The organism is Mesorhizobium sp. B2-8-3, assembly GCF_006440815.1.
In the GTDB taxonomy this organism is placed as follows: Bacteria; Pseudomonadota; Alphaproteobacteria; order Rhizobiales; family Rhizobiaceae; genus Mesorhizobium.
In genome coordinates this window covers 374,357-390,497 of sequence record NZ_VFTW01000001.1, presented here as the reverse complement: position 1 = coordinate 390,497, position 16,141 = coordinate 374,357, and the positions used below count along the sequence as shown (strand labels likewise).

General features: G+C 59.6%; 13 protein-coding genes and 2 pseudogenes. 8 read left to right on the top strand and 7 right to left on the bottom strand.

Translation table 11 applies throughout. From position 1 onward, the window contains the following. Positions 1–105: 105 nt before the first annotated feature. The 4 genes and pseudogenes from FJ418_RS02110 to FJ418_RS02080 all read right to left on the bottom strand — a co-directional run bounded on the left by FJ418_RS02110 (position 106) and on the right by FJ418_RS02080 (position 4,585). The gene (locus FJ418_RS02110; protein ID WP_140863303.1) at positions 106–417 is read right to left on the bottom strand and encodes a TetR family transcriptional regulator C-terminal domain-containing protein; all 312 of its coding nucleotides are present in this window, start codon (positions 415–417) and stop codon (positions 106–108) included. 94 nt (positions 418–511) lie between these two features. Further along, a complete protein-coding gene (locus FJ418_RS02105; protein ID WP_140652539.1) occupies positions 512–691 on the bottom strand; it encodes a hypothetical protein in 180 nt (59 codons plus the stop codon). 2,307 nt (positions 692–2,998) lie between these two features. Next, the gene (locus FJ418_RS02090) at positions 2,999–3,196 is read right to left on the bottom strand and encodes a hypothetical protein (RefSeq protein WP_140784904.1); all 198 of its coding nucleotides are present in this window, start codon (positions 3,194–3,196) and stop codon (positions 2,999–3,001) included. Positions 3,197–4,171: 975 nt separating this feature from the next. After that, positions 4,172–4,585: pseudogene (locus tag FJ418_RS02080) on the bottom strand (MucR family transcriptional regulator). Positions 4,586–5,023: 438 nt separating this feature from the next. Here FJ418_RS02080 and FJ418_RS02075 point away from each other — a divergent pair. After that, positions 5,024–5,407, top strand: a complete 384-nt coding sequence (locus tag FJ418_RS02075) for a GFA family protein (protein ID WP_140784906.1) — start codon at positions 5,024–5,026, stop codon at positions 5,405–5,407. Positions 5,408–5,702: 295 nt separating this feature from the next. Here the strand turns inward: FJ418_RS02075 and FJ418_RS02070 are convergent, their stop codons facing one another. Continuing rightward, a complete protein-coding gene (locus FJ418_RS02070) occupies positions 5,703–5,927 on the bottom strand; it encodes a hypothetical protein (protein WP_348639949.1) in 225 nt (74 codons plus the stop codon). Between the two features lie 291 nt (positions 5,928–6,218). On the opposite strand from FJ418_RS02070, the pseudogene FJ418_RS02065 reads away from it, so the two are divergent. Then, a pseudogene (locus FJ418_RS02065) lies at positions 6,219–6,657 on the top strand (AAA family ATPase); the annotation flags it as partial. A gap of 933 nt (positions 6,658–7,590) precedes the next feature. After that, positions 7,591–7,797, top strand: coding sequence for a hypothetical protein (locus tag FJ418_RS02060; protein WP_140784907.1), 207 nt, complete (start codon positions 7,591–7,593; stop codon positions 7,795–7,797). Between the two features lie 236 nt (positions 7,798–8,033). Here FJ418_RS02060 and FJ418_RS02055 read toward each other — a convergent pair whose 3' ends face one another. Next, positions 8,034–8,240, bottom strand: a complete 207-nt coding sequence (locus FJ418_RS02055) for a hypothetical protein (RefSeq protein WP_140646433.1) — start codon at positions 8,238–8,240, stop codon at positions 8,034–8,036. A 437-nt stretch (positions 8,241–8,677) separates the two neighbouring features. On the opposite strand from FJ418_RS02055, the gene FJ418_RS02050 reads away from it, so the two are divergent. Both FJ418_RS02050 and FJ418_RS02045 read left to right on the top strand, forming a co-directional pair. After that, entirely contained in the window at positions 8,678–11,380 is a 2,703-nt protein-coding gene (locus tag FJ418_RS02050) for a PAS domain S-box protein (protein WP_140863301.1), read from the top strand. Continuing rightward, positions 11,355–11,852 carry a response regulator gene (locus FJ418_RS02045; protein ID WP_226892151.1) on the top strand — a complete coding sequence of 166 codons (498 nt, stop codon included), beginning with the start codon at positions 11,355–11,357 and terminating at the stop codon, positions 11,850–11,852. The genes FJ418_RS02050 and FJ418_RS02045 overlap by 26 nt, the downstream gene beginning before the upstream one ends. 675 nt (positions 11,853–12,527) lie before the next feature. On the opposite strand, the gene FJ418_RS02040 is transcribed toward FJ418_RS02045, so the two are convergent. Further along, positions 12,528–13,046 (bottom strand): ferritin-like domain-containing protein, encoded by a 519-nt coding sequence (locus FJ418_RS02040; protein WP_140654268.1) that lies wholly within the window; start codon positions 13,044–13,046, stop codon positions 12,528–12,530. Between the two features lie 1,085 nt (positions 13,047–14,131). Here FJ418_RS02040 and FJ418_RS02035 point away from each other — a divergent pair. The 3 genes from FJ418_RS02035 to FJ418_RS02025 are packed head-to-tail and all read left to right on the top strand — an operon-like array spanning position 14,132 to position 16,139. Then, positions 14,132–14,563, top strand: coding sequence for a hypothetical protein (locus FJ418_RS02035; protein ID WP_140863299.1), 432 nt, complete (start codon positions 14,132–14,134; stop codon positions 14,561–14,563). Beyond that, positions 14,560–15,780 (top strand): divalent metal cation transporter, encoded by a 1,221-nt coding sequence (locus tag FJ418_RS02030; RefSeq protein WP_140863297.1) that lies wholly within the window; start codon positions 14,560–14,562, stop codon positions 15,778–15,780. The genes FJ418_RS02035 and FJ418_RS02030 overlap by 4 nt, the downstream gene beginning before the upstream one ends. After that, positions 15,780–16,139: a hypothetical protein gene (locus FJ418_RS02025; RefSeq protein ID WP_140646427.1), complete on the top strand. Its 360-nt coding sequence runs from the start codon at positions 15,780–15,782 to the stop codon at positions 16,137–16,139. The genes FJ418_RS02030 and FJ418_RS02025 overlap by 1 nt, the downstream gene beginning before the upstream one ends. Positions 16,140–16,141: the final 2 nt, after the last annotated feature.

Sequence of the window (16,141 nt, the reverse complement as noted above, 5' to 3'; positions counted from 1 at the left end):
CTGGCAAAGGCGTGACGACCTTGCGGCTCATATCGGGACAATCTTCACAACCGGTCCGGGCACGGGCGCACCGGCGAAGGTTGGCGCGCTGCGGTGCTTGCATGGCTACGAGGCCGGCTTCCGGCTGCCATGCGGACCTACCAGCTTGTCCACAAGGTTTGTAAGCATGTCGAGTGCGGACTTTCGCGAGGGGTCGGTTTTGGTCACCGCCATTCGCAGCCAGAAGCCATCCATCAGCATGCTGAGCACCTCCGCCGCCCTTTCAGCCTCGGCGTTGGGCAGAAGCTGCCTCAATTCATGCACCAGGTTGCTTCGCATGCGCGAATTCTGGATCTTCAACAGTCTTGCAAAGCGAGCCGAGAACGTGGCCTGCGCGCAATAGGAAATCCAATATTGAGCCCGGCCGGCGATATACATTCGCTGATCGACGTTGCCAGCAGCAATCTAAAGCGGGTGGCTGCGGCTTCATTCCTGTGATGAAAGGGGCCGGAGCGAGACGATGGCCCCTCGGCTATCGCTTTAGCAAATCGCGATTGATGGTGATGGTAGGTGGCCTCCACCCGCGCGGCATATCCAAGGATGCCTCACGGAAACTTCGCTCGACGTCGGCGGTATAGGTGCCGTCGTTTTCGAAGCGGTCCCAGAGGATGAAGCCAGTGATGAACGCGATCACGATAAGGGGCCAGCGCATCGGAACCTCCCTCAAAGTCCCGAATGGCATTGTCTGCCTGCGGCAGGACAAATACAAGCAGTTGCTAATGTTCAGCCCTCAAAGGCATGGACGGTGTTGAGGCCCAAGGTTGAAATAGCCACGATCTGGCATCTTTCCTGCATTGGACCCTTTCGAGAGCGGAAAGGGGTGACGAGATGCGGATACATACTCGGCCGAGCCGAAGGGCTGGCGCGTTGAAGTGCATATTTTCGGGGCCACTACCGATCGATAGTGTGCAGGTGGAAGAGGAAGACGTTGTTATAATCTCTGTGACTGCTGATGACATCTACACAAAGAAATCCAAGCAGCACTACGAGATAGCCCTGACAAGAGAGGAACTCAGACTGCTTGCCGCTGCCGCGCTCGAGCTGCCCCGAGATCGGGTGTCATGAACTGAGCCGCCTCAAAATAGGACGGGTGTGGGGGCGTGCGCCTGTGCCTGGCGGGTTTAATTTCAAGCCTTACGCTTCGGTGCCACATGGCTGGTGAAGAGCCGCACGGCACTGCGCTTGACCGTAATCCCGAGATCCTTGCCGCCGACCGTCACAGTATCCTCGTCGACTGACGCGCTTGCGCACGGTTGCCGTGATGGCGACTTCGTCGCCTACCTTGATGCTCTTTGCCATGCCAGCGATTCTGGGGCGCGGCACGGCGCCGTGAGGATTAATGCGCCCTAATGTTCGTTAGAGGGCCGCCGGCTGGCTTCTCCCTTCTGAAGCCGAGGGATTGCGAAACAAAATCGAAAGCTCCTGCTTTTTATCCGGAAGGAGTGCAACATGGAACCGAACGGATACGAGCGCGCGTTGCAAAGCGGCAGCTGGCCGAGAGGCTGGCAAAAGAGACCGGGATCACCGAGCAGCGGGCCGCTGAGCTAATACATCTGATTGGGACGGACTGGACCGCTTTGCTCCGCGAAGCGCAATTCCTGAAAAATCGGCATTGACAGTCCCCAGGCACTTGCGGATCTGGAACCGCCCGCTTGTCTCGATGTTATGCAACAGAAGGGACGTTGCAGCTTCCAAGGAGATGAGAACAATGAGGCAGATACTTTTAGCATCAGCGATAATGGCCATGTCCACGGGGCTAGGCTTGGCCCAGACCAACAGCACTACCACGAGTGGATCTTCTTCAAACACGACGACAATGCCCAGCGCTCAAGGCACCGACTCCACCACCACTAGCGGCACCAATTCCAATTCGGCAAAGGATTGTGCACCTGGCCAACAGACCGGCAGCGCAAAACAGGCGGCTCCGGGCCAGCAAGATACCAGCGCGAAATCAGCAGCCCCGGGCCAGATGAAAACAACCACCGAAGGGTGTTAGTCAACTCAAGCGAGCGGCGGCTTTTTCGTTTGATTTGTCTGCAACCAAATCCGCGCATCTGAGTCGGCAAGTGGTCGATCTCTACGGGGTGTAGCCGCTGACCACCCATCGCAGAAAAGCCGGTCGCTTACGCTTATTAGCTGCGACGGGCTTTCTGTTTGCAGATCACCCGGATTGGACGGCCCGCTTATTTATCCTGATGCGCGACTGTCACTGTCCTTTCGCTACAGCATCTGGCGCACCGCCCGCGCTGTCGGATGAAATCCGAAGTGGTCCCCAACGCCTCGGTGGTCTGGGCGGCATGCGCATGAGAGCTGAGACGCAGGGCTTCGGCAATGCACCTATCGCAAATGGCTCCCGGAAACCTGCACCGTGACGAAGTCGTTTGTCATCTGAGCAACGATCACGGCGGGCCGCCCCTCCCTTGCATTGCGCTAAGCATAAAGGCGCTTCCGCCTATGTCATCAAACGGGATGTGCGGGAGGGCAAATTTCAAACTGAGACTCTGGATCATGTCGGCTTGTCGACCAGTGGCGTCTTTCTCTTCGGCGGAACGTAGGTGGTCATCAGTCTGACCTTATCGGCGTTCACGTGACCGGCACGCCGAGATTGACTGTCACTTTGCCCTCATCGACGCGGGTGACATCGCCTATCAGCTCGATTGGCTGGCCGTGCTTCACCTTCGACGTCCTGTCCATTACCGAATGGGGAAAGTCGTAGCTGGGGTCGACACGCTAATCCGGTCTTCGGTCACATACGCCCGCGCAGCGTCGCTGTGATGGCGACTTCGTCGCCGATGTTGAAAGAGCCCTTCGCCATTCTGGGATTCTGGGGCGGCCGGCGTCTGTCAAGCAGTTGCTAATATATGTAACGCATATTGACAGTGGATAAGCTGACTGCGGCCGAAAAACGTGAGTTGCGAAAACCGCAAGCAATTGCGTCGACGCGGCGGCCCAATGCCCTCTATTTGCGTAGCTCCTGAGCCAAGGCGTTAAGCGCCTTGGTCATGACGGCGACGGCTTCAAGGTTGATTGCAATTTCGACATCCTCGCCGATCGTCTGCAGCGTTAAGACCCCGACCTTGGTTATGCCGTCGTCCATCATTGCGATAGAGACACCAGTTGGCATGTGAGGCGGCTTGTGCAGCGGTTTATGCAGCATCTCGGGCTCCTTTCGTCGCAATTGAGAGACAGTGAACGAAAAGAGAACAAAATGTCAAGGGATCCCTTGACCACACAGGATTGCGTTCCTCATTTCACTCCTATGCCTGAGCAACCCAAGAAGTGGCCGAGAGGTGCTCCCTGGACCTTGTCGCATGCCCACGACGCAGGGCGGGGATCCGCTGCGCCCGCTGCAACATCACGCGCTACTACAAGCCGATCGAGTTGCGAGAGGTCATCGGCAACGTCACGATCGACGAGGTGAGGGGCAAAGCCCGCTGTCAGAAGTGCGGCGGCCGCGAATGGATGAGCGCGCAGCTATTTCACGCGACCGGCGAGCCGGCCCACACGATCCGCTTTCGGCGGCTTGTCGAAATCCGGTGCGAGAAGCGGGTGATCTGGCGCGATGAGCAAAGGACAGCAGGAGCGGCCCGGCAGGCTGGCAGCTGCCAGCAAACGCCGGGCCTGGCCGATGGGTCTCGGGGGCGAGACACGGCACCGGCTAACGACAACCAGCGCGCTAATTCCCGCGCCGTCTGACTCTTGATCCTGGCACGGTTTCACACGGATTTTCGGCCAATCTGGCGAGCCGCCGATCTCTCAGCCACAGGGATTTCTTGCTTTCCCGTCTCTCATGGCGAGCATCAAAAGCGGCCGATTGGCCTTGCATCGATGCGATGGCATAGTCGGCTCTGTTGGTTCGATAGTCTTCCTTTTGGATGGTCATTGGTATTCCTCCCGCGCGGCTTTTCCCTCCTAAATGACGGCCAGAACCAATAGCCGCCAATGCATCGCAGGAGTCTACAAATTGAGGATTGTATTAAAATGATACACACCCGCGCGGAGCAGCAACGTTTCAGCGGGTGGCTGACGCGGGCGTAGCGGAACGGCGATTCCAGCTTCTAACAGTGTTCAATTCGTCGATGCAGACCGGGCCGGATGCGGTGCAGTCGCCACGCAACGACGACGCGTACAATCACCGGCCCGAGCGCTTTTTTCCGGCGATCCCCCCTGGCTTGGCCCCAGGCTTGCGACCGAGTCCGCTCGCCTTCGCCAGTGCCGACCGCTGCGCGGCATAATTTGGCGCTACCATCGGATAGTAACAAGCCAGGGCCCCATTTCTCGCGGTACTCGTCGGGCGTCAGGCCGTGCAACGCAAGATGCCGCTTCAGCGATTTGAACTTCTTCCCGTCCTCGAGGCAGATGATGTAGTCGGGGAGCACCGATCGCTTCGGATTGACCGTGGGCGCCAACGCAGGTTGCTCTGGTGCCTTGGCTGGCGAATGCCGGACAGCGAGGTATCGAGAAAAGCAATGAGGTCGGGCAGCCCCGATACGGGGAGGGGATTGTTGCCGACATATGCGGAGACGATGTCTGCGGTTAAGTTGATTAGCTCGTTGTTTGGGTCTGGTCGGCCAAGTCGTTTTCTATCCTGCTAGTCACCGGGCGGCCAATCGGAAGCTTCGCCGCACAATCAGAGATACCTGGCCGGGTTGCCTTCGAGGAACAGAACATGACGGCGCGCGCCCCAGGCAAAGCAGATGGCCCAACTCAACCAATCCTCTAATGCCGAAGGTTCTTCCAATCTGAGCGACAGCGATCCCGCCGCCTGATCAGCTACTTTGTGCTCATTTTGGAGCGGAGCGATTTGGCTGACTAGCAACCCAAGCTGGTCGAGCGGCGTATGCGATTTACATTATCTGAAGCCTTTCGCCGTAGCCGCGAGCGGATTCAGAAGACGCCTTGAACTCCGGCCGCTACTTCAGCCCATGACTCTAATAGCTTGCAACTTCATGGAACAATATCTTCCTCTGCGGGTAAGGTCTCCATGTCATCGGGTCGTTGTCTATGCGGGTCTGTGCGTTACGAAATAGCGGGCGAGCTTGCACTCCCTATAGCCTGTCACTGCACCCAATGCGCCCGCACAAGCGGCAACTTCGCGGCTATGGCGGCCTGTCGCTCGGAGGATCTCCGACTGCAAGCGTCGTCGACTCTCAGTTGGTACCGGTCGTCAGATGACGTCGAGCGGGGCTTCTGCTCGCGCTGCGGTGGTAATCTATTCTGGAAGGCGGCTCCGGGCATCCAAACCTTCGTCGCTGCTGGAACCCTTGACCGACCGACCGGCCTGCGCCTTGCCAAGCATATTTTCGTCGGCTCGAAGTCCGATTTCTACGATCTAACCGACGGCCTCCCGCAGGAGCAGGATGGCTAGGTTCAGCCGGCAGGCGCTCGAATGGGGGCGCCTCAAACGGCCGCCGTCGGTTGCCAGTTTTTTTGGCCTGCACGCTTCGGCTGCCAGCTACAATTCGTCGCTTATGGCAAGTGAGGCGCCTCACCATCGATGATCAGCCGCCGATGCTCCGAGAAAGAGTGCCAGACCACCTGCCGCGCGTCCCGCTCATCCACCATCTGACCGCACCGGGGGCAGCGGTAGAAATACTCACTTTCGTGCTCGCAAATCCTTCCGTTGAGGTGAGCTTCGAATGGGCCGAGCTCCGAAAGCTTCGTCATGTCGCCTTGTCCATCAGAGGCGTCTTCCGCTTCGGCGGGACGTTGCGCATGACCAGCCTTACCGTATCGGCGCTGACCGTAACGGGAATGCCCAGGTTGACCGTGACCTTCGCTTCGTCGACATGGGTGACGTCGCCGGTCAGTTCGATCTCCTGGCCATGCGTGATCTTTGTCGTTCGGTCGATAGTCGAGTGGGGAAAGTCGTATGAGAGGATCGTCACGCTGACGCGATCTCCGTCACGCGACCCCGCACCTTAGCGGTGATGGCGACCTCGTCGCCGACTTTGATGCTGCCCTTCGCCATAAAGGGAGTCTGGAGCGGGCAGCGGTTTAGTCAAGCAATTGCTAATGGAACGTTCAATCAGCCACCAAGTTGGGTGAATGCCGGGCGTGGAATCGTCCGCGCCGCTTTGTTGGGAGGTCTCCGGCCGCGCCCGCGCCGCGAGAGGCGTTGGAGAACTCGAGCCGAGAGTCTCGGCCACTTTGGATGAGTAGCGCTATGCCCCGTATGGTTGGTCGGCGATCCACAGCAACTGCAGGCGATCGAGGCGGGTGCTGCGTTCCGTTCGATCCACGAACGTCACTGCGGCGTCGAAATCGGCCAGGTGCGCAAGCAGCGCGAGGACTGGCAGCGTGGTGCCACCTGCGATTTGGCAACCGGCAGGATTGGCGCAGCGATCGACGCCTATGAGGCGCAAGGCATGGTCCATCAGGCGGCGACTCGGGACGACGCGCGCAGCGGTCTGGTCGAACGCTGGGATCGCGACAGGCAGACGCAGCCTGAGGCAAGCCGGATCATTCTCACCCACACAAACGACGAGGTGCGCGCGCTCAACCAGGCAGCACGCGAGCGCATGCGCGCTGCAGGCGATCTCGACGAAGATATTTCAAGTGGAAGTGGAACGCGGCGCGAGAGCTTTCGCCAGCGGCGACCGCATCATGTTCCTGCGAGAGGAAAATCAATAACCATGCAAAGGGAAGACAATCGAACGAACAGAGCCCATTTTCCCATGCATTGCTCGCCAAGAGACGTGGGAAAGAAATCCCCGTGAGTAAGAGACGTCGCCGCCATCAGGACGATGGGCGGCAAGGGTCCGATCGGAATCAAACTTGGCGCTGGTGATCTGACCGGGACTGTCTTGCCTGGCCAATACCAAACGCAACGCTTCCCGGCTGTGAGCCCTTGGGTGGACGTGAACGAAGAGCTGGAGATTTGGACGCCGGATGAACGGCGCGCGCTCCTGCTGCGATTCTGAAATGCTCTGCTGGAAGCCTCCGGTCGGCCGCCTGCGCGCTCCATTACAGAGTTCGAGCGAGCAGCTGCGGTAGCGCCGCTTTCGAAATAGGCGATGCATGATTAACGCTTCTGGGGCTAAGCCAACGTCAGCAGTTCGATGCCGGACTGACCGGTTCCCAGTCGAAAGACCGACGGGTCAGCAACCCACCGAGCGCGTTGAAGCGGCCGTCCGCGCTACGTCGGATAGGCGCTCAAGTTCTTGCCGCATTCAACGCGGCTCGCCCTCGGCTAGCATCATCGAAATGAGAATGGCCCATATGAGTTTCCGCTGCCTTGATCGGCCAGACGAGGAGCGGTGTCGGCAGCACCATGGCTTGGGCCCGCAAGCCGTCTGGCGGTTGCGGACGCGAGGCGCAAAACGGCAGGCCTTCGAACTGGCCTGCCGAGATTGGCAACTGGCGGCCAACCCCGTCCGCTTCGAGCTTGGGAACTGGAATACGAGTTTGCCGGCGTCAGCCGCATTGAGAGCGCTCGCTGCGCTTGAAGCGCCCCTATATAATCCCCGCCGCCGCGTCACCTTGGGCGAATACAGCTTGAGAACGAAAAGAATATTCGCCACTTCTTGTGCGAAGGTGGAATAGCGCACAATGCCGTTTAACGAAGACCGCCTTGTCCTGAATCTGACCGACAGCGAACTGGAAGATTTAATCAAAAAGTGGTTCGCACGCCTCGAAAGCAGCTATATCGGATTTGAGCGTCCCACGCGATCAGCGGACATGGGTCGCGCCGCCGTCGGATTCCTGTCCAACAACGCTACGACGGCGAATGGCACAATTATCAGTGTAAGCACCTGAAATCGCCCTTGGGCAAGGCGGAGTTCGTCACCGAGTTCGGGAAATTTTCTACCATGCGGGCCAGGGCGAATTCACGCTGCCCACCAGCTACATTTTCGTCTGCCCCAACTCGGCGGTTCGCGATGTGAAAAAGGTGATTGACCGGCCGTCGTTCATCGCCGACTTCCTGATCGACAATTGGGCCGACTATTGCATCGCGCCGTCGACAGGACGATGACGCTGTTGAAGTAGGCGTTCTATTTCCCGTATCGCTGCTCCAGCGCTTCGGCAATGTGTTCGCAAAGCAACTCCCCGGTGACGATGTTGACGTGGAGACGGATGCGTGCGCCCTGCGGATCGACCATCGTGATCACCGCGCCGCGGTCGGAGTATTCGAACGTATCCAGAACCTTGTGAATGACGAAGTCAGCTACGTTGGGCAGCGAGCCGGCGCGATCTTCCACGGCCTTTCTCCATCCCGAAATCAGCGGATCATCCCTTTGGTCGGCAGTCGTGTGCCTAGAAGGTCTCCGACAGCTGCCCGATCGTTAAATATGTAGCGGCTTGTACTAGCGTCCAGAAGAATATTAACGCTCCGCAGCATCCGTTGCGCATGTCCTTGGAGCGGGCGGCTTCTCGGCAAAAGCCAAGCCGGGAACCGGATCTTTGACTGGCTGCTTTCCGCATAGGTCTGGATAAGCGTCAGGTCGCGGTGCCGTGCAAGCGTGCTGCGACGGCTCGAAAAATAGCGGCATCATCGAGTCGCCGGATTTGCTGGTCCGGCGCCCGCGAACGCCTTCCAGCATAACACCTGCCGTTAATGGCCGGGTGAATTGTGCAGCCCGTTGGAACCTCTTGTGAAATCGAGTGTTAAGCTGCGTTTAGGGGAATTCAATCTTTCATGGAACAACGAGCTTTGCCCTCCAGCATTTCTGGCGCGAAATCCTTCGCCGATGAAAGGGACGTCGAAGGGCCCCGTGCGGTCCTGCTCCCCGGCAGCGATATGGAAGATTTCTTCGAGAATGCAGCCGTGGCTCTCCACCTGGTCGCGAATGATGGCACGATTTTGCGCGCCAATAGAGCCGAACTGGACTTGCTCGGCTATGCCGCGGAGGAATACATCGGCCGGAACATCCGCGAATTCCACGCCGATCCCGCCGCGATCGAAGACATTTTGCACCGCCTTTCTCGGCATGAGCAGCTTCGACATTATCGTGCGAGGTTGCGCGCCAAAGAAGGCTCCATGCGTTGGGTCGAGATAACATCGAATGTGCGTTCGGTTGGTGGTCAGTTCCTCAATACGCGCTGCATCACCATCGACGTGACTGAGAAGGTCGAAGCGGAAGAGTTGTTGCGCGAACAGGAGCAGAGGCTTGCCCTGACCTATCACAGCGCTGGTGTGGGAATCGTGGAAGCTGACGCCGAAGGCCGGCTGCTGCGGGTGAACGGACATTTGTGCCGTCTTTTGGCCTGTACGCAGGAGGACCTTGTTGGCCGATCTATTTTCGATCGGACCTTTCCTCCCGACGTCGAGGCGGATCGCATGAAATATCGCCAACAGGTCGCTGGCGAGATCAAAAGCTACACGATCGAGAAGCGGTTCGTGCGCAAGGACGGGTCGCTTTTCTGGGCTGTCGTGACGTCTTCCAGCGTCTACGACGGCAGTGGGCGGTTTCACTACGCGGTACGGGTGCAGCACGATATCACCGAGCGGAAAGAGATTGAGGCGACGCTCGCCCAAAGGGCCGAGGAGCAGGCTGCGCTGCATCAATTAACGGAAATGCTACAGCACGCCCGTACCCGCGAAGACGTCTACGAGGCGGCGCTCGACGCGATCCAGCGCGGGCTAAGATGTCAGCGTGCTTCTGTTCTGCTCTTGGAAGGCGGGATCATGAAGTTTGTCGCCTGGCGGGGCTTGTCGAAGGCATATCGAGGCGCCGTGGAAGGCCATTCGCCCTGGTCCGCGGCAGACCGCGATCCGCAGCCGATTTGCATGCGCGATGTGGAACAGGCCGAACTCCCCGACGGCTTGAGACAGGCAATCCGAACAGAAGGCATCGGCGCGGTCTGCTTCATTCCGATAACCGAAGGTGGGCGTCTGTTGGGCAAGTTCATGGCCTATTTCGACGAGCCGCACGAATGCTCGGCCGAAGAGGTTGAAGTCGCCCGGACAATTGCACGCCAGCTCGGCTTTGGCATTGAGCGTGTCAAGACACAGAATGCGACCCGGCAATTGGCGGCAATCGTGGAGTCGTCCCATGACGCCATCGTAAGCAAGGATCTCAGAGGCGTCGTCTCGACCTGGAATCGCGGCGCCGAGCGGTTGTTCGGCTATACGGCCGCGGAGATGGTCGGTAAGCCCATCACCACTATCATTCCCGAGGATCGGCAGCACGAGGAGCCGCTGATATTAGGCCGCATCCGCAACGGCGAACTCGTTGATCATTTCGAAACGGTTCGCCGCCGCAAAGACGGAACGCTGGTAGATATCTCTCTCACAATATCGCCGGTGCGGGATGCGTCAGGCCATATCGTCGGAGCATCCAAAATCGCCCGGAACGTAACCGACAAAAAGGTAGCGGAAGCCAAGATAAAAGACAGCGAGCGCCACCTTCAAGACCTGCTCGCGGCCATTCCTGCCGCGATCTACACCACGGATCGCGACGGTAAGATCACCTACTTCAATGAAGCGGCGGTGCAACTCGCCGGCCGAACGCCCGTCATTGGCACCGACGAATGGTGCGTGACATGGAAGCTCTACTGGCCGGATGGAACGCCGCTCCCCCACGATCAGTGTCCCATGGCCATCTCACTGCGCGAAGGGCGGCCCATCCGGGGATATGAAGCGGTGGCTGAGCGGCCGGATGGTACCCGGGTTCCATTCATTCCCTATCCCACACCGATGCGCGATGCCGCGGGAAACATCACCGGCGCCATAAACATGCTGGTCGATGTGAGCGAGCGTAAGCAGGCAGAAAGCCAGCAACGGATCTTGCTCGACGAGCTCAATCATCGCGTGAAGAACAACATGATGATGCTGAAGTCCCTGCTTTCCATGGCGGCAAGGACCAGCAAGAGTTCGGAGGCTCAAGCCGTTCTGCATGAGGCCAGCAAGCGGGTGGCCGCCATGGCTGCCGCTCAGCGGGTCCTCTATGACACGCCCGATGCCATCAACTTCGGTGCCGAACCTTTCCTGGGAGCTGTTTGCGAGACAGCAAAACAGATGTTTCCCTCAGCTGTTCAATTGGTCTGCGAGGCAGATCCGATCCAACTGCCGAACGACGTTGCGATGCCGCTGGCGCTTATTATCAACGAGCTTTTGATCAATGCCGTGAAGTATGGCTTGCCCGGAAATGAGCATGGAACCATTCGCGTTTCCATCAGACAGAACGGCCGGGCGATTAGCCTTGTGGTAGAGGATGAGGGCCCGGGCTTCGAACTGAGTTCGGTACGCTCGTCGTCGTCCGGCCTGCGACTTGTCGAAGGCCTGGTGCGACAGATCGGCGCGACGTTCGAAGTCAGCCGGAGCCCGTCCAGATGCACCATTATTTTTTCTCAGATGCCTCAGGAGATTGGCCTTGCGACCAAAAGCAGCGATACCTGAGTTGAGCCGTGCGGGGGACATCAATCGGCCCTTCAAGCCGCAGGTAGTCTTCTCCCGAGATGATGTGAGCGGAGGACACCCCGAAACCGCTCTGAACCAGCCGATTCTGATCGTCGAAGACGACTACCTGATCGCGCTGGATGTAGAGGCGGGACTGCTGGCCGAAGGCTTCTCGCTGGCGGGCCTCGCGACCAGCGCCGATGAGGCGATAAGTATGGCGCTCTCGACCAAGCCGGTGCTTGCCCTGATGGATATCCGCTTGCTCGGCAAGCGGGACGGCATCGACGCGGCCGTGGAATTGTACCGCGAGTTGGGCATACGGTGCGTCTTTACGACGGCCCATAGCGATCGCGACGTGCGGCTTCGAGCCGAAGCGGCCAGACCGCTGGGCTGGGTGCAGAAACCCTATTCGATAGCGACGCTAGTCGCAGCCATTCGAAATGCTCTTCAGGAGCTCGAGAAGGAGAGCTGAACGCGCGGGGAGGGTCATTTAAGCAGTCGGACGCGCCGAGCGCCACGTCAGTGCTTGATTTTGGGTGTGATTTGAACCTATGGACCAGGTCTAGAGGGCGAGGCGATGGAGGCTTTCGGTGGTACCTCGCTGGTTGCTCGCGGAAGCATAGGGAACGACACGCGAAGCTTCGTGATTTTGGCCCACAAAAACGCGGGTCGTGTCCCCCGCAGGTGGTGTAGCTCGGCGATAGCGCAGCCGTTCGCGAGCGCGCCCTCGACAGCGCCGTTTTATGGCAGGAATTGCATGCCTCCGTTGAAAGGGACATGCAGACTTGCAGACTACTTCTTGGGCGGATTTCTGCGGGCAGTTATCGCGAGATCTCGAAACCCGCGGCGACCTGAAGCATGGTCGGTTTCTTTCAGGTCTTCTTCATCGTGTTCGTCGGCGATCACGTAGGTCGACCAGCGACTCGGCCTCGCCGATCTCGACCCCGTTCCTCGCGAACAGCGGCTCACTTCAAAGCGACCGCAGTTCCCAATGTTCGACGAACCAGCCTTAGCTGACAACGACTCTTGCTTTGACACAAGCTACGGGCAAGCGTTTCGTGACCATCCGCGGGCGGGAGGGCAGCCAGTCAGTCTTTCGCGTGAGCGGTCCTGTGGCCGGCAGGACCGCTGCAACTCCGTCGTGGCGCTAGGCCGCCTGCAGAGCACGTCGATTGGCATCGTTCTCGCCGAGAGCGTTGAGCGCCTCGTCGGTGTCGGACTCTTCTTTTAAGGTCTGACGGAGCAGCGGGAGAGCATCCTTGAGTCTGAGCTCCTCGGCCCATGCAATCAGCGTACCGTAGCGCGCGATTTCGTAATGCTCGACCGCTTGTGCGGCGCCCACCAGACCCGCGTCGAGCGCCGGTTCGTCCTTGTACTCCTCGAGGATTTCCGAGCCCTCCTCGATGATTCCATCAATGGCCGGGCAGGTCTTGCCCCGGGCCGGCTTGCCGAGTATGTCGAAGACTTGCTCCAGGCGATCGACCTGGGCTTCAGTTTCCTTGAGGTGCTTTTCGAAGGCAGCGCTTATCTTTTCGGACTGTGCTGCTTTCGCCAGCTTTGGCAATATCTTCAAGATTTTCTTTTCCGCATAGTAGATGTCTTTGAGTCCGTCCAGGAAGAGGCTTTCCAAGCCCTTCGAGGTCGCGGACGAAGCTTTCTTCGGCATTTTTACGCTCCTTTGCGGTTGCGATCGTGCGCCTGCAGCGCTCTTTCCTAATCCGCCCGGGGACCTGAAGTTCCGACAAGACCGTCGTGTTGAAACATCGCGTTCCAGACAACCGAACAAGCTGACCGTCTCGCTATCAATCACGCCGTTGATGGAGATGGTGGGCGGCTGGAAAAGGAGTGTTGCCTGATTCGGGCCGTCCTGCTGCCGTGAAGCGCTGTCGTGTCGGAAGTCATGGAATGCCTCGCCGGGTCTTGGAGCTGCAACCTTCCATCCGTCCGTTCGTTCCTCGTGCTTCGAGTTTGTGGGAACATCGGCGTCACGGCCCGGTTAAGTCGATGCGAGGAGGTGCTCCATGAACGCTCCAACGCGTGCTCGACAGAGCCGCCGAGCGAATCCCGATGAGGAGAGTTCGCTGGCGCCGATGCGCTGGAAGCCGTTGAGCCCGAGACGCACGGGCGCTTGCCGCAAGAAGATCCCGCGGAAGGTTCACGCAAGGCTGTGGATCGCGAACTCGGCCGGCAAAAGCCATCGGCCAGGGCTGACAAAGCGAAGTCCGACAGTTAGCGCCAGCGGGATCAGGTCGGCTTCGGCCAGGGAGCCGCGCAACGCCCCCTGTCAAAGCGTCAGGACGGTGGCGAGATTTTCCAGCTCGCCATAGTCGCGCATCGCCATCGTGTCGCAATGAGCGGTCGCGAGCACGGTCGAGCTGCTGGTCCCACGAAGCAGTATCGTCACGCAATGCCGGCCGCCTCCAGGCCGGACTCGTTCGCCAGATATTCCACATGACGGAAGGCTGGATCCTCCCGCAACTACGCTGCCGGCCATCGACCGAACGCAGCACCGCCCTGCCTGCCGGTGACGCTTTTCTGTTAAGTGAGCGAGATTGCGCGGGCTCTGGCGCGCTCAAGCCATGTCTTGGCTATGTCGCGTTCACGATCGTCCCGATAAAGCTGAAACATTGCGAGCTCAGTCGGACATGGAACCGGCCAGCCTCGATGCCGCAAATCCCGAACACGGAGGAACTTTCGCGTGGCTGCGGCTTTATCTTCGGGATTTGAAGCGATTGCAGCGAGGGGAAGATGTTGCGCACCGTTGCCCGGCCGAGCCGCGCCTTCCTGCCCCTGCTGGCGCTGGCGCTTGCCTCTTGTTCCTCGTCTGAAACCGTTGACCAGCAATCGAAGCTTGCGGCCTCGACGGCACAGGCGGCAGTGCTGGGGAGCGACGCCTGGCTCTCCGGCGCAGCGCCGTCCCATTATGCGTCCTCAGCATTGCAGTCCTTTGCCGAGACACTCGCCGACGCTGGCCGGCAAGTGGAATCGGCGTCTCCGTCCGACCGGGGAAAGCGAGATGCGTTGGCGGCCGCTGTTAGTCGGCTGTCGAATGCGGCAAGGCGGGCCAAGGACGCGGTCGAGGCCGGACAGGATGCGCAGCTCGGTCAGGCGCAACAGGAGCTTCGGGCCGCGCAAGGCGATCTCGCAACAGCCTATCGAAACTATTTCTCGCCGAAACGATGAAGAAGCTGCTGGAGATTTCGCTTGGTGTCGTCACCAGCGTCGGCGGCTTCCTGGAGGTCGGATCGATGGCGACGGCGGCGCAGGCCGGCGCACTGTTCGGTTTCCCGCTCATCTGGGCGGTGGTGCTCGGTACCATCTGCATCATCTTCCTGGTCGAGATGGCCGGTCGCTTCGCCGCGGTCAGCCATCACACCATTGCCGACGGCATCCGCGAACGGTTCGGCTTCAATGCGTTCATCTGGCCGCTCCTTGCCACCCTGCTGGTCAACTTCCTGGTGCTTTCCGCCGAGATCGGCGGGGTGGCTATCGCCGCCGAGCTTGCCACGGGGATCAGCTTTCAATGGTGGGCCTTGCCGGTCGCTTTCCTGGCTTGGCTGCTGTTGTGGAAAGGCACATTCGAGCTCATCGAGAAGGGGGTGTCGATGCTTGGTCTGGTAACGCTCTGCTTCGTCGTCGCAGCCGTGATGCTCCGCCCCGAATGGAAAGAGGTGGCGGTGGGGGCCGTGCCCAGCCTGCCGCAGCACGACACGGCAAAATACTGGTTCATGGCCGTCAGCATTCTCGGCGCCTCGATATCGCCTTACCTTTTCATGTTCTATTCCTCTGGCGCGATCGAAGATCAGTGGGACAAGAGCTATCTCGGCGCCAATCGGGCGATAGCCGGGCTCGGTATGAGTTTCGGCGGCACGATCTCGGTGGGCGTTCTGATCGTGGCGGCGCTGGTTCTTGGTGCTCATGGCGTTACCGAAGTGGAAGACTACAACCAGCTTCCGTTGATGTTGATTCCGATGTTCGGCTTCTGGGGCTTCGTCCTTTTCGTCGCGTCGCTGGCCATCGCCTGCTTCGGCGCCGCGCTCGAAGTGGCCTTGCAGCAGGCCTATCTCGTCGCGCAGGGATTCGGCTGGACCTGGGGCGAGGATCTGAAGCCGCGCGACGATCCCGGATTCAGCCTCATCTACACATTGACGCTCTTCCTCGCCGCGGTCCCGATAGCGCTCGGTCTAGACCCGTTGAAGCTCACTATCTTCTCCATGGCGCTGACAGCGGCCAGCCTCCCGCTGACGGTTGTGCCGTTCCTCTTCCTGCTGAACGACGACCGCTATGTAGGCAAGCATCGCAACGGCGTCATCTCGAACGCGGCCGTGATTTTCGTCATCGCGCTCGGCTTCGTGCTGGCGCTCGTGACGATTCCGCTGCAGATATTCGGAGGCACGTGATGCAGCTGCTGCGCGATATCCTGGACAAACAGGTCGTCGATCGCGAGCAGGTCAAGATCGGCAAGGTTGATGGCCTGGTCGCCGAGCTGAGGCCGGGTAAGCCGCCCAGGCTCATTGCGATCGAGCTTGGCTCGATCGCGCTGGCACGTCGGCTTGGCGCGCGGCCCGGCCGATGGACCGCGCGGCTCGCGGCAAAGCTTGGCGGCAAGCGCCAGGCACGGCCGCACCGGATCGCGTGGCACAAGGTGCGCGACATCGGTGTCGACATCGAATTCGACATCGACGTGCGACGCACCAAGATCTTCGCCTGGCAGGACTGGCTGCGCGAACATGTCGTCGGCCGAATCCCGGGAGCCTGAGG

Bases quoted from the DNA above. Each gene is read 5' to 3' on its own strand.
- FJ418_RS02090 (WP_140784904.1), bottom strand. From the start codon at position 3,196: ATGCTGCATAAACCGCTGCACAAGCCGCCTCACATGCCAACTGGTGTC.
- FJ418_RS02030 (WP_140863297.1), top strand. From the start codon at position 14,560: ATGAAGAAGCTGCTGGAGATTTCGCTTGGTGTCGTCACCAGCGTCGGC.
- FJ418_RS02060 (WP_140784907.1), top strand. From the start codon at position 7,591: ATGCCGTTTAACGAAGACCGCCTTGTCCTGAATCTGACCGACAGCGAA.
- FJ418_RS02040 (WP_140654268.1), bottom strand. From the start codon at position 13,046: ATGCCGAAGAAAGCTTCGTCCGCGACCTCGAAGGGCTTGGAAAGCCTC.
- FJ418_RS02025 (WP_140646427.1), top strand. From the start codon at position 15,780: ATGCAGCTGCTGCGCGATATCCTGGACAAACAGGTCGTCGATCGCGAG.
- FJ418_RS02110 (WP_140863303.1), bottom strand. From the start codon at position 417: ATGTATATCGCCGGCCGGGCTCAATATTGGATTTCCTATTGCGCGCAG.
- FJ418_RS02050 (WP_140863301.1), top strand. From the start codon at position 8,678: ATGGAACAACGAGCTTTGCCCTCCAGCATTTCTGGCGCGAAATCCTTC.
- FJ418_RS02075 (WP_140784906.1), top strand. From the start codon at position 5,024: ATGTCATCGGGTCGTTGTCTATGCGGGTCTGTGCGTTACGAAATAGCG.
- FJ418_RS02105 (WP_140652539.1), bottom strand. From the start codon at position 691: ATGCGCTGGCCCCTTATCGTGATCGCGTTCATCACTGGCTTCATCCTC.